The 13,011-nt window shown below is 47.9% G+C and carries 10 protein-coding genes; 4 read left to right on the top strand and 6 right to left on the bottom strand.

All coding sequences use genetic code 11. The features are described from left to right. Positions 1-38 precede the first annotated feature (38 nt). The 6 genes from B9A32_RS01395 to hcp form a co-directional block, all read right to left on the bottom strand. The gene (locus B9A32_RS01395) at positions 39-767 is read right to left on the bottom strand and encodes a hypothetical protein (protein WP_084066574.1); all 729 of its coding nucleotides are present in this window, start codon (positions 765-767) and stop codon (positions 39-41) included. 8 nt (positions 768-775) lie between these two features. Then, entirely contained in the window at positions 776-2,365 is a 1,590-nt protein-coding gene (locus B9A32_RS01390) for a multiheme c-type cytochrome (RefSeq protein WP_084066573.1), read from the bottom strand. 220 nt (positions 2,366-2,585) lie between these two features. Next, positions 2,586-3,776: an NrfD/PsrC family molybdoenzyme membrane anchor subunit gene (gene nrfD / locus B9A32_RS01385; RefSeq protein WP_232366990.1), complete on the bottom strand. Its 1,191-nt coding sequence runs from the start codon at positions 3,774-3,776 to the stop codon at positions 2,586-2,588. Then, the gene (locus B9A32_RS01380; RefSeq protein ID WP_084066572.1) at positions 3,777-4,607 is read right to left on the bottom strand and encodes a 4Fe-4S dicluster domain-containing protein; all 831 of its coding nucleotides are present in this window, start codon (positions 4,605-4,607) and stop codon (positions 3,777-3,779) included. Beyond that, entirely contained in the window at positions 4,604-5,164 is a 561-nt protein-coding gene (locus tag B9A32_RS01375) for a hypothetical protein (protein ID WP_212637550.1), read from the bottom strand. The genes B9A32_RS01380 and B9A32_RS01375 overlap by 4 nt, the downstream gene beginning before the upstream one ends. Positions 5,165-5,271: 107 nt before the next feature. Beyond that, complete coding sequence (hcp, locus tag B9A32_RS01370) at positions 5,272-6,915, bottom strand: hydroxylamine reductase (RefSeq protein ID WP_084066570.1); 1,644 nt, start codon at positions 6,913-6,915, stop codon at positions 5,272-5,274. A gap of 431 nt (positions 6,916-7,346) precedes the next feature. On the opposite strand from hcp, the gene B9A32_RS21480 reads away from it, so the two are divergent. From B9A32_RS21480 to B9A32_RS01355, 4 genes are all read left to right on the top strand, one after another. Beyond that, the gene (locus B9A32_RS21480; RefSeq protein WP_212637548.1) at positions 7,347-7,559 is read left to right on the top strand and encodes a hypothetical protein; all 213 of its coding nucleotides are present in this window, start codon (positions 7,347-7,349) and stop codon (positions 7,557-7,559) included. 28 nt (positions 7,560-7,587) lie between these two features. After that, entirely contained in the window at positions 7,588-8,421 is an 834-nt protein-coding gene (locus tag B9A32_RS01365) for an undecaprenyl-diphosphate phosphatase (protein WP_084066687.1), read from the top strand. A gap of 421 nt (positions 8,422-8,842) precedes the next feature. Then, positions 8,843-10,192 carry a phosphomannomutase/phosphoglucomutase gene (locus tag B9A32_RS01360; RefSeq protein ID WP_084066569.1) on the top strand — a complete coding sequence of 450 codons (1,350 nt, stop codon included), beginning with the start codon at positions 8,843-8,845 and terminating at the stop codon, positions 10,190-10,192. A 435-nt stretch (positions 10,193-10,627) separates the two neighbouring features. Beyond that, positions 10,628-12,487 (top strand): ATP-dependent helicase, encoded by a 1,860-nt coding sequence (locus B9A32_RS01355; RefSeq protein WP_084066568.1) that lies wholly within the window; start codon positions 10,628-10,630, stop codon positions 12,485-12,487. Positions 12,488-13,011 lie beyond the last annotated feature (524 nt).

Below are 13,011 nucleotides of genomic sequence, written 5' to 3'. Positions count from 1 at the left end.
AATAATTCCGGTGGGAAATAGCCTCTCTGGGTAACGCGTTATTCATTGGAGGAGTTTTTTTGAAATTCTTTTAGCAGAATGGGTGAACTGATAATGTAGTAGGCATTGCTTTGGGGGGGTGTGGTGTCTGTGTCCGAAGGGGTCATGATGGCGATATCACTGTTGAGTTTCACCGTGGCCAGAATCGTCAGATGTTTTTTTTCATCTTTGGCTGCCTGGTATTTTGAGGCAGGAATTTTTCCCTTTGCATCATAGGCCCAGTAAATGATTTTATCATGGGCCGATACTGTGGGCTCGTCAAACTGCATGAAAAGATTTCCCACAAGATCTTGAATACGCTGGGGAAAGACCTTTTTAAATGATTCAAATATAATTAAAACCCGGTGGTTTGCAGCATCAGCCACCACGCCCAGGTTGTTGTCCATGAATTTGTATGTTCCGGGGGCGGATCCTTCCACCAGATGGGAGAGGGCCTTTGCTTGCTGGGCAGAGCTCAGTGGGGCTCCCAGGATATAGCCCTTGTGTTCCAGATGAAGGGAACTGACTTGATTATACAATGTCTCAAGGGGAAGGGAGGTCGTGCCAAGGCTCAGGGAGGTAACTCCCAATAAAAAAAGGGATATGATTAGTTTTTTTGTCATGATTAAACATCCGTAAAGTTTTTTTTTATATGAAAAGGCAGCCTCCAAGGCAACCTCAGCAGAGCCGCCCCCCGATGGGCAATAGGAAAAGGTAGAAATACTCCACAGATTTGTGGAGTATTTCATATAAAAAATTATTGATTATATCTTAATTTCCGTTCTTCTTCGATGAGTTTCATGGTTTCAGCACTGCCCCCGGTTTTGATCCACAGATGTTCCGGCTGGGCCAGCAGGGCTTCTATGTGTGTTTTGTACTTTTCTCCCATGCCGGCGTGGTCGGCCATTTCCTGAACTTCGGGCAGGAATTCATGATAGAAATTTCGTGAAATTTCATAAAGACCGTGCCAGTGGGTATAGTCCGGGGCAAACATGGCAGCCGCCATGCGGGCCCTGCGACCTTCATGGTGCCATATCTCAAACCAGGTGTACCCCAGTTTGTTCTGGAATCCGCTGTTTTCCCAGATGCCGTCCTTTTTCATCATGCCCACCAGTTCCACACCGGGTTTGGCAAATTTATCGTTGTAAAGGTTGACCACGTCATCCAGTTGCTTATAGAAATCGCGCACCTGATTGACACCGTGGCATGATTTGCACACTTCCTGCATGGCGGTGCGACGCTCCTTCCAGGAAACCACGCTCTTGATGGTTTTTTCCTCAATGACTTTCTTAAGTTTGTCGCCTTCCCGTACATAGGATTTCTTTTTGGCCTTCTGTCCCGGACGGGGAGGAATTTCACCGGGAATATCCGTGACAGTATCGTCGGTGAAGGTGACCCTGTTCAATTTGGAAGAGACAGGCGCCCGAAGGTTCCAGGAGAGACGATCTCCCACATTGTGGCTGTTTTTAGCAACCGCGCCGTTGAGTTTCACAAATGATCCCATGTGGCAGGTGGAACAGGTGGGGGCAGTGTAATAATCATCCCCCAATACCCAGGCACCGTCTTTGTGAATGTTCATGCCGTCGGGTCCGGGGCCCTTGGGTGCCGTGAAATAAGCAATGCCGTGTTTGGATTCTTCGTAGATCTCTTTTTGTGGATGGTCCGGTCCCAGATGACATTTGCCGCAATTTTCCGGCTGACGTGCCCGGGAGGCACTGAAGGAATGTTTAGAATGGCAGGCATTGCAGACGCCCTTGGTTCCGTCTGGATTGATACGGCCAATGCCGGAGTTGGGCCAGGTATTGTGATCCATCTGGGGGGCATCGGTTTTAGAGCGCAGCAACTTGCCGTCAACATCCCGTTTCGGGGCCACCACAGAGCCGTGGCACTGCCAGCACCCACTGACCATGTTCGCTTTATTGGTGGGCATGCCACCCACCACTTCGGCCAGCATATTGTCCAGGGAAGCCATGATTTCTCCGGCTGTGGCATGGTGGGAGACGGCCATCTCCTTTGCTTCCGGTTCATGGCATTTGGCACAGTCGTTGGGGGAAAGGATGGCCTTGATAAAGGCACCTTCGTGCTGGTAACCCATTTCATCACCCTTGTCCGCAGCGTGACAGTTGTAGCAGCCCACCTGTCCTTCTTTGGCTGCGGCATGGGCCGATGATTCCCATTGCAATACCAGGGATTTGTTCTCTTTCAGATGACAGGTGATGCACTTTTTGTTCATCTCCTGTACTTTGGGATTTTTTACATCAAAGGATTCCTGGGTCAGTCCCAGTGCCGATCCTGCGCTGACAAAACCCAGTAATGTCATCACGGTGAAAGCCCTCAATAAGGTCATCTCATTTTCCTCCCTTTTTCAAGTTTCAGTTTAACTTAGGACCGCAAATCTTATAACTTGAGCGAAATAGCTTGCCTTTTGGCCCATCTACTGCGTTGCATCAAAGGCCAAATAGGCTTGCTATTAAACCTTTAATGCGCCTTGTAGATGAACCAAGATTCTGCGCTATTTCTGCTCAAGTTATTTCATCTGCGGTCCTTATGTTGTTGTTCCACGGATATTAGTCTATGGACTCTCCCCGGTCATCACTCCAGAAGGGAAAAATTTTACCCAGGACAAAAAGAATGACAAAGGGGATGATCATCACCACAATCACCGATAAGATGCCTTCTTTGTCCAGCCATTCCGGATGAAATACTGTGTATCCCCTGGCACTTTTGGACATGAGCTGCCCCCCGATGACCACATTCCAGCGCATGATAAATACCTGGAGCAGCAAAATAGCAGACACCCCTGCCGCCAGAAGATTATAACGGGTTTGCGAAAGTTTGATAAAAGCCATGACCCCCAGCAGGACAAGGGGAATACCTGAGCATATTTTTACCTGCCACAGCCAGAAAGAGGCAGCCAGGGGGCCGTTTAACAATCCTTCCACCATGTGGTGATATCCAGATTTGAGATAGGAATGGGAAAAGACTTCCAGCATCTCAAAGGAAAAGGCCAGAATGAAGAAACCGGTGAGGGTTTTAATACAGGTGATGATGCAGGGACCGTCAATGGCTTTTCCGGTGAGTTTTCGTATTACAATATAGGCAAGGACAATGGCGGATATACCGGAAACACAGGCAGAAAAGAGAAAAATCACCGGCATCAATGGGGTGGACCAGGTGGGGTTGGCCTTAACCCCCCCAAAGATGAAGCCCACATAACCGTGGAGCACGGCAGCCACTGGGATGCCAAGTCCCACCAGTATTTTAATCAATCGCTCATTAAGTGCCATGGCTTTGGGGGAGAGATCATCACAATCAAAGGTCAACAATCGGTAAATCAGTTTCATCATGCCCCGGGATTGCTGTTTGAGCCTTACCAGATCTTCCCGGTAGACAAAAAGTACAATGAATCCCAAAACCCCCATGGACACGGCATAGATATAGCCGAATCCAGCCATGGCTGAACTGGGGTTGGGGGTGAGCAGCATATTGAAGTTTCGTTCCGGTCTTCCCAGATGCAGCAGCAAAGGGATGGTGGCACAGCACAAAAAGGCCAGGGCAAAGAGCAACGAAAACCGGGCCACGGGTTTCAGGGTTTTGATGTCAAAAAGGTAATAAAGGGCCGCAATGATAAAGGCGCCGTCCACAAGCCCTGTGATGTAAGGATAAAGGACGATCATCATGCTCCAGTGCACATGGAGATCATTGGGCAGAACAAAGTTGGACAGCAGCATGGCTGAACCTTCATGGAATCCACTCATCTATATCACCTCCAGTCGTGCGCCCAGATAGTAAAGGGCGGGCCAGGTCCCCATGGCTTCCTTGAGCACGGTGAGTACCCCGGGGCCCTTGAGAATTTTATAGACTTCCGATGTTTCGTCTTTAAGACTGCCAAATTTTCTGGCCCCGGTGGGACACACCTCCACACAGGCGGGCAACAGTCCCTTTCTCACCCGATGATAGCACCAGGTACATTTCTCTGCAGTGTGGGTAACAGGGTTTAGAAACCGTGACGAATAGGGACAGGCCTGGATGCAGTATCCACACCCCACACAGCGGTCACTGTCCATGAGTACAAAGCCGTCCGGGGTGGTGAAGGTGGCCCCCACCGGACACACTTGGGTACAGGGGGTTTCCTTGCACATGTTGCAAAGTTTGGGTACAAAAAAGGTGTCTCGAACCTGGACGTCAATGTCTTCCCTGGGCTTCTGGTAGCCGTCAAGCCCGCCGTTGGGACAGTCCACATACACCTGATCGTCAAAATCCTTGATATATCGTTCCACCCAGGTGCGGTAATACCCATCTGGTACATTGTACTCCCGTTTGTCCGCCACACAGCAGGAACCGCACCCGATGCAGCGGGTGATATCCACAATAAAGGCAAATTTGCGCTCATGGATGTTATACGCTTTGCCCCGGATGCCTGGAATTTGTTCCGGCATATCAGGCATGGTGGAGGGCTGGAGCATGTCAAGGGCATCGCCCCCGCCCATGGGATAGATCAGAAGCAGCGAACCTGTGACACTGCCCTTTAACACTTTTTTGATGAAGGCTCTGCGGTTGAGTTGTGGCGGTGCCTGTTCAATTTTCATGATTCCGCCTCCGTTAATCCTGTTATCTGTTTTGCCCGGTTGATGTATTTAAGCGGTGCATGGACATGGTGGCACTGGTTGCAGGTGTGGGTGAGTTTTACTTCCTGGGATTCAAGATGTTGGGGCATGGCAACGGTTTTAATCACTGCCTGGGATCTGGCCTTGATTTCTGTGTTGTGGCAGCGAAGACACAAGGTGGAGATTTCAGTGTTTTTTTTCACTGGCAGAGTGCCGGATTTTTTACCGTTGCTGACATGATCGGCATAGGTGCCGTGGCAGAATTCGCAGGAGATGGTGTTGTGGCGGCCCTTGAGGTGGATGGCCGCCTCATAGGTATGACATTTAAGGCAGGATGTATTGGTGCCGTGGCGGATGGGTCTTTGAACCTCTTCGTCAATGGCATTTGCCCGGTAATGGCCATATTTCCCAAAGGAATCTGGAATGAGCTGGGCCTTTACCACAAATCCGATACCCGTGGCCACAACAAGGGTAGTGGCCACTGCAATCAGTCGAAGCGCATAGTTGGACATATTGATTTCTCCCTCCCTGCTATCCATGATTTTTTGGAAGACCAAACCACCAATGGGCAGGTGTGCGCCGGTTAAAAAACCGGGCAACCCGCCCTGTGGGCCAGTTAAATTAAATTATGGTAAAGATGGAAGCGTTATTTTCCCAGCATCATGGCTGCTATGTCTTCGTCCACATCCCCAATGGGTTTGATATCAAAGTTTTCCACCAATACATTAAGAACAGTGGGGGAAACAAAGGCCGGAAGTGTGGGCCCAAGCCGGATACCTTTAACCCCCAGGAACAAGAGGGCCAGAAGTACAGCCACAGCCTTTTGCTCGTACCATCCAATGTCAAAGGAGATGGGCAGATCATTAATGTCGTCAAGTTCAAACACTTCTTTAAGCTTCAGTGCAATGACGGCCAGGGAATAAGAGTCATTGCACTGACCGGCATCAAGAACCCTGGGAATACCGCCGATATCGCCAAGATTGAGCTTGTTGTAACGATATTTGGCACAGCCTGCGGTGAGGATGATGGTGTCGTTTGGCAGTTTTTGTGCAACTTCAGTGAAATAGCCCCGCCCTTTTTGCCTGCCGTCACAGCCAGCCATGACAATAAAGCGCTTAACGGCCCCGGATTTAACGGCATCCACCACCTTGTCTGCCAAGGCCATCACCTGATTGTGGGCAAATCCACCCACAATGGTGCCGGTTTCAATCTCTGTGGGAGGGGCGCATTTTTTGGCCCGATCAATGACTGCGGAAAAATCTTTGCTCTTTCCGTCGGCACGGTCTGCCACATGGGTAAGCCCGGGATAACCCACCACGCCGGTGGTGAAGATACGATCCTGGTAGGTGTTTTTCTTTTTAATGGGAATGATGCAGTTGGTGGTCATTAAGATGGCACCGTTAAAGGTTTCAAAATCATCATTTTGTTTCCACCAGGAACTGCCGTAGTTACCCTTGAGGTGATCATATTTTTTAAAGGCGGGATAATAGTTGGCCGGCAGCATTTCGCCATGGGTGTACACATCCACCCCTGTGCCCCGGGTCTGTTTTAACAGCTCTTCCATATCTTTTAAATCATGGCCGCTGATGAGAATACCGGGGTTGTCAGCCACACCGATATTGACCTGGGAGATTTCAGGATTGCCATAGGCACCGGTGTTGGCTTCATCCAGGGCTGCCATGGTGGTAACCGAGCACTCACCCGCCTTCATCACCATGCCCACCATTTCATCCACTGAAAGATCCTGGGTGGTGGAGACCAGAGCTTCTAAAATAAAATCATAGATTTCATCCTTTTCCACACCCAGGACGGCGGCATGATCAGCATAGGCGGCAATACCCTTGATGCCGATGATCAAAAGTTCCCGCAGGGATCGCACATCTTCGTTTTCCGTGGCAAGAACCCCCACGGTTTTGGCTTTTTCCCGGTAATCAGCCACATTGTCACAGAACCAGGTGGCTGACGCATGCAGGGTGTTCAGAATGTCGTCATCAAGTTTTGTGGACAACGCTTTTTTGCAGGTCAGGGATTGATCCACCCATTTCACAAGACTGTCATCATCAAAATTGGCATTGGTGATGGTGGTGAAAAGGGCTTTGGATACAAAATGACCCACTTCATTGTCTGTTTTTTTCCCATTGGCTTTCAGTGCCTGGGCAAGAACGGCAATACCCTTGAGGTTAAAGATCAAAAGATCCTGGAGATTGGCTGTCTCTTCTTCTTTTCCACACATGCCTTTTACGGTGCATCCGATATTTTTCGCAGTTTCCTGACATTGAAAACAAAACATGGTCGCTCTCCTTTTATTTGGTTAGGGTGCTTTTTTTGAGCTTGTTCTGATGATCACTATAAAGCAGTTTTGGCGAAAAAAATTTGATCTGGATCAATCTTTTATAAAAAATACAATATGGCCGTGGTCGTTATATTTATTTGTGACAGAGATGATACGTATTATATTGGTAGTTGGAATCTTTGGGGTGGCTGAAATCATGAAACCCATTGTGTATCATTGTGGAGTATAAATTGTTTACTTTAATGTGGCAAGGGCTTTGTGACAAAGATGCAGATTAAAATTCGTGCTCAAGGCTGGCAAGGATTGCATAAAAGCCCGGGAGGACTTGAAATGAAGGGTTTTTAAGCATGCTCCTTCTTGATTTTTTTTGTTCAAACAGATAAAACGTCATGGAAGTCAGTAAGCTTGTTATGAGCATTCTTTTTTATATGAAATACTCCGCAATCCCGGGGAGTATTTCTAACTTTGTTGTGGGCGGAACCGAATCAGAATACGGTCTGCCCGTGGCGGTTTATATGAAATACCTCTCAAACCAGAGGTGTCTTTCAAGTTTTGTTGTGGGCAGAGCGGGTTCAGAATACGGTCTGCCCGTGGCAGTTTTATATACAATGCAGCCTCCAAGGCAACCTCAGCAGTATTGATTCAAATAAAGCAGCAATCGGAGAAAAAATGGAAATTTATCAGGGCATTATTCTTGGCATTCTACAGGGACTCACCGAATTCCTACCCGTCAGCAGTTCCGGGCACCTGGCACTGGGCCAATCTTTTTTCGGTATCACAGAACCGGCGTTGTTTTTTGATGTCAGCCTCCATATGGGTACATTGCTGGCCGTTGTGGTTGTTTTTTTCCAGGATATTAAACGCATGCTCATTTCACTGTTTGAACTGATTAAGCTGATTTTTTCCGGAAAAGAGTTTCTGGAGACAGTCAAAACAGATGAAAATGTTCGACTGGCTTTTTTAATTATTGTTGCGTCCATTCCCACGGCCTTTTTGGGGCTGGGATTTAAACCGTATGTTCATACCTTATTTTCTTCGGTATCCTTTGTGGGGTGCATGCTCCTTGTCACCGGCACCTTTTTATGGATGACCCGCCATGTTGCCCCACAAGGAGACGGTGTCATGACCTTTGGAATGAAACGGGCGTTGTTGGTGGGGTTGTGCCAGGGATTGGCTGTAATACCCGGTATTTCCCGGTCCGGCGCAACCATTTCCGCAGGGCTTTTTGGAGGCATTGACCGGGAAACTGCGGCACGGTTTTCTTTTTTACTGTCCATTCCGGCCATTGTGGGGGCGGAAATTTTAAGTATTAAGGATTTCATGCAACATGGTTCTTCCATAGATCTGGGAGCCACCCTTTGTGGCACAGTCATCGCTTTTGTTGTGGGGTATGGCGCCCTGATTTTTTTGATGCGCATTGTTCGAAAGGGCAGATTGCATCTCTTTGCTCCCTATTGCTGGGCACTGGGAATTGTTGCCATCATTGCCGGACATATTTGTTGATCGTACAACTGCCACGGGCAGACCGTATTCTGATCCGGTTCTGCCCACAACAAAGATAAAAATTCTCCACAGATTTGCGGAGTATTTCATATAACTGCCATGGGCAGATCATATTGGGATTTGACCTGCCCACAACGAAATTTGAAACTCTAATCATTGCAATGCTTTGGGTGGCGTTTCATATAAAACGGGCATGTCCTGTCGGACACAACGAATATAGGGTCGTAGACGCAGAGCCAAATGGTATTATACCGCCGCCCCCCGACGGGCAATGGGCCCGGACCGGAACTGTAGACAGCTCAATTGTCCGGTTCCTATTGCCCGTCGGGGGGCGGCTCTGCTGAGGTTGCCTTGGAGGCTGCCTTTTTATATAAAAAAAAATAATTTTTAAACATAAAACCAAGGCTTTTAAGGAGGCTGCATGAATCCGGGAATTTTCAGGGAATATGACATAAGGGGTGTGGCAGGTGAAGATTTTAATGATGAGGATGTGATTAAAATTGGAAAGGCCTATGGAACGCTTTTAAACCACCATGGAAATAAAAAAGTGACCGTGGGCAGGGATTGCCGGGTGACCGGTGAAAATTATGCCCGTCTGTTTATCCAGGGAATTCTCTCCACCGGATGTGATGTCATTGATATTGGTGTTTGCCCCACGCCGGTGCTCTATTTTTCCATTCACCATTGTCAAACCCAGGGTGGGGGCATGGTTACTGCCAGTCACAATCCTCCGGAATACAATGGGTTTAAATTGATGAGTGGGTTTGATTCCATCCACAGCCAGGGGCTCCAGGATATCCGCAGGATTATTGACAGCGGTGAGTTTGTGCAGGGAGAGGGTTCCCTTGAGCAGGTGGACGTAGTGACCCCGTACAAAGCCTACCTTGAAGAAAATGTATCCATTGATAAAAAAATACGCATTGGCATTGATGCAGGCAATGGTACCGGTGGTGTAACCGCCCTTCCGGTGTTGAAATCATTGGGATGTGAGGTGCATGAGCTTTATTGCGATATGGACGGGAATTTTCCCAACCATGAAGCTGATCCCACGGTGAAAAAAAATATGCTGGAGCTTATTGATCTTGTAAAAGATAAAAAACTTGATCTGGGGGTTGGGTATGATGGAGACGGGGATCGCATTGGTGTGGTGGACGAAAACGGAGAGATAATTTACGGGGACCAACTCATGGTGATATTTGCCAGGGAGATCCTTTCCCGGAAGCCAGGTGCCACATTTATTTCCGAGGTGAAATGCTCCATGACCATGTACAATGACATTGAAAAACATGGGGGGCGTGCCATCATGTGGCGCACAGGGCACTCTTTGATCAAGAAAAAGATGAAAGAGGAAAACGCGGCCCTGGCAGGGGAGATGAGCGGTCATATCTTTTTCAGTGATCGTTTTCTGGGGTTTGATGATGCCTTGTATGCCACCTTGCGTCTTCTGGAAATCATGGTTAATTCCGGTAAAACCGTTTCCCAGCTCATTGAGGATCTTCCAAAGACCTTTACCACCCCGGAAATCCGGGTGGAATGTGCCGATGATATCAAGTTTGATGTGGTGCAGCGGATCACGGATTTGTTTAAAAAAGGGTATGAGGTCATTGATATTGACGGCATGCGTGCCCTTTTTGAGGGAGGATGGGGGCTTGTGCGTGCCTCTAATACCCAGCCGGCCCTGGTGCTTCGGTTTGAGGCCGACTCTTCGGAACGTCTGGATGAAATTCGAAATAAAGTTGAAACCGAGTTGAAGAAAATTATTGCCTCCTGAATTGAATTTCTTCTAACCCATATGTCCTGGCGGACACAACAAATATAGGAAATGGGCATCTTCATTTTTCAGTTTACACTTTTCAGAAAGGTATACCCATTTTTCGGAAAAACTTGATAAAAAAGTGTCAACTACTTTTGGGGGCATATGAAAGATGCCATAAAATGGTATTATACCGCCGCCCCTCCTACCGGACCGGAACTGTAGATAGCTCAATTGTCCGGTTCCTATTACCCGTCGGAGGGGCGGCTCTGCTGAGGTTGCCCGGAAGTTTTATTATCTAATACTGCCACGGGCAGGCCTTATTCTGACCTCGGTCTGCCCACAACAAAGCTTGAAATACATCCCCGGTTTGCGGAGTATTTCATATAAAAAAAAACAGTGTCCGGTGTAATTTCCAGGCACTGTTTTTCAATTTGGAGCTATAAACCGTTCATGGAATTATCACAACAACAGCAAAACGCGGTGAATCATTCCGGTTCTCCGGCCCTGGTGGTTGCCGGTGCCGGGTCCGGCAAAACAAGGACATTGACTGCAAAGATTCTGCACTTGATTGAAACAGGTCAAGACCCCGGTCGAATTCTTGCCATCACTTTTACCAATAAAGCCGCCGAAGAGATGAAAAATCGGCTCTACAAGCTCACAGGCATGGGATATTCAAAATTTTCCTGGGTGCGCACCTATCACTCTGCCTGTCTCTTGATTTTTAAAAAACATTGTCACCTGCTGGGCTATGGGGAGCCCATACAGATATGTTCCGTGTACCAGCAGAAAAAACTGGTCACCGAAGCTCTGGTGGAAAGTAATTTTGATAAAAAACATGCTTCAAATTTTATTTCCGCCATTTCCCGGGCAAAAAACAGCGGAAATCCGGAAAGCTATTTTGATTTTAAATCCCACATTGCAGGGATAAGAGTGGCGGATATATTTGCAAAATACGAGCAAAAACTGTTGGAAGCCAACAGTGTTGATTTTGATAATATTTTGTTGAAAACCCGGGATATTTTAAGGGATCATGCTGACATCCGAAAGCATTATCAACAATTGTTCACCCATATTCTGGTGGATGAGTACCAGGATACCAATAATCTTCAGGATGAGCTCACCCGCTTGCTTTTGGGAAGCCATGGCAATCTTTTTTGTGTGGGGGATGACTGGCAGGCGGTGTATGGATTCCGGGGCAGTAATGTCAACCATTTTCTCGATTTTCCCAAGCGATATGACAATGCCAGGATTTTCCGCCTGGAGGAAAATTACCGCTCCGCAGATGAGATCGTCCAAGTGGCCAACGGCCTCATTGATTTTAATGCCGACAAGATGGAAAAAAAATGTTTTTCCAAAAAACGGGGGGGCACGGTGGAGATCCACGATTTTTTCACCGATGCCGAAGAAGCCCAGTGGGTAACGGCCCGGGCCAAGGCCCTTAATGCCCATGGAGATGGCATTCCCTTTGATAAAATGGCAGTGGTGTACCGGACCAAGTTTTGTTCCCTTGCCTTTGAGAAAACGTTTCGGCTGTTTAAGATCCCCTATCGCCTCATGGGTGCCCAGGGTTTTTTTGAGAGAATGGAAGTTCTGGATATCAACTCTTATTTAAGTGCAGCCCAGTTTCCCAATGATGATGTCTCCTTTGATCGGGTGATCAATACCCCCAAACGGGGCATAGGACCTGCCATGGTGAAAAAAATCGGTGCCCTTAAAGAGCAGGGCATGGGGTTGCAGGAATGTGCCCGGGTCATGGTGAAAGATCGGGTGCTCACGCCAAAGGTTCATAAAAATTTATCTGATCTTCTGGACCTTCTGGATGATATTCGGGATTTGACCCCGGATGAGGCCATTGACCGTGTCATTGATGCAACGGATTATTATGGATATCTGAAAAAAAAGCTTAAAACCGAAGGGGAATTTATCTCCAAAAAAGAAAACCTGGAGCAACTCAGATATGCGGCCCGGGAAAAATCAGATATTCTGGAGTACCTTGAAGAGGCAGCCCTGATCCGGGAGGACACCAATGATGAAGATGAACCTGAATCCGGGGTGGCACTTTTAACCATCCATTCAGCCAAGGGGCTTGAGTTTGATACAGTGTTTGTGGTGGGGTGTGAAGAAAAGCTTTTCCCCCACTGGCGTTCTGTGGATGCCGGTGCCAAGGCATTACAGGAAGAGCGACGTCTTATGTATGTGGCCATGACCCGGGCCGAACGTTTCCTCTATCTGACCCATGCCAGCTATCGTAAGGGGCAGTATGCAAATAAAAGTCGTTTTATAGATCAAATTGAAGAGTGTTTACCCTGACAGACACAACAAATATCGAATTCTGGGGTTTTATGGTCCGGCAGGTATAATCCAGGGGGCAAATTTTTATTGCACCCCTCTCTATAACCGCCACTGGCGGAATACAGTCTGCCCGTGGCAGTTCTTTTAAAGATGCGACGCATTTTTTTTATTGCGTTGCATCTTTTTTATTGCATATGGGGCATCCATAAACCTCATATAATATGAGGCCCGTCTGTTGCGGTTCTTTTTATATGAATTACGCCGCAAATCAGGAACATACTTCAAGTTTTGTTGTGGACAGAGCCGGATTAAAACAAAGTCTGTCCATGGCAGTTATATACAATGCAGCCTCCAGGCCAACCTCAGCAGAGCCGCCCCCCCGATGGGTAATAGGAACCGGACAATTGAGCTGTCTACAGTTCCGGTCCGGACCCATTGCCCATCGGGGGGGCGGCGGTATAATATCATTTGGCTTCGCGTCTACGACCCTATATTCGTTGTGCCCGCCAAAACATGCCAGTTTTATATGAAACACTCCGTAA

Source organism: Desulfocicer vacuolatum DSM 3385 (assembly GCF_900176365.1).
Lineage (GTDB): Bacteria > Desulfobacterota > Desulfobacteria > Desulfobacterales > Desulfobacteraceae > Desulfocicer > Desulfocicer vacuolatum.
The sequence above is the reverse complement of the archived record's forward strand: the minus strand, read 5'-3'. Positions and strand labels throughout refer to the sequence as shown.

What these genes read in the sequence shown, in the direction of transcription:
- B9A32_RS01395 (WP_084066574.1), bottom strand. Translation starts at nt 767, where the DNA reads ATGAAATACTCCACAAATCTGTGGAGTATTTCTACCTTTTCCTATTGC.
- B9A32_RS01390 (WP_084066573.1), bottom strand. Translation starts at nt 2,365, where the DNA reads ATGACCTTATTGAGGGCTTTCACCGTGATGACATTACTGGGTTTTGTC.
- nrfD (WP_232366990.1), bottom strand. Translation starts at nt 3,776, where the DNA reads ATGAGTGGATTCCATGAAGGTTCAGCCATGCTGCTGTCCAACTTTGTT.
- B9A32_RS01380 (WP_084066572.1), bottom strand. Translation starts at nt 4,607, where the DNA reads ATGAAAATTGAACAGGCACCGCCACAACTCAACCGCAGAGCCTTCATC.
- B9A32_RS01375 (WP_212637550.1), bottom strand. Translation starts at nt 5,164, where the DNA reads ATGGATAGCAGGGAGGGAGAAATCAATATGTCCAACTATGCGCTTCGA.
- hcp (WP_084066570.1), bottom strand. Translation starts at nt 6,915, where the DNA reads ATGTTTTGTTTTCAATGTCAGGAAACTGCGAAAAATATCGGATGCACC.
- B9A32_RS21480 (WP_212637548.1), top strand. Translation starts at nt 7,347, where the DNA reads ATGAAATACTCCGCAATCCCGGGGAGTATTTCTAACTTTGTTGTGGGC.
- B9A32_RS01365 (WP_084066687.1), top strand. Translation starts at nt 7,588, where the DNA reads ATGGAAATTTATCAGGGCATTATTCTTGGCATTCTACAGGGACTCACC.
- B9A32_RS01360 (WP_084066569.1), top strand. Translation starts at nt 8,843, where the DNA reads ATGAATCCGGGAATTTTCAGGGAATATGACATAAGGGGTGTGGCAGGT.
- B9A32_RS01355 (WP_084066568.1), top strand. Translation starts at nt 10,628, where the DNA reads ATGGAATTATCACAACAACAGCAAAACGCGGTGAATCATTCCGGTTCT.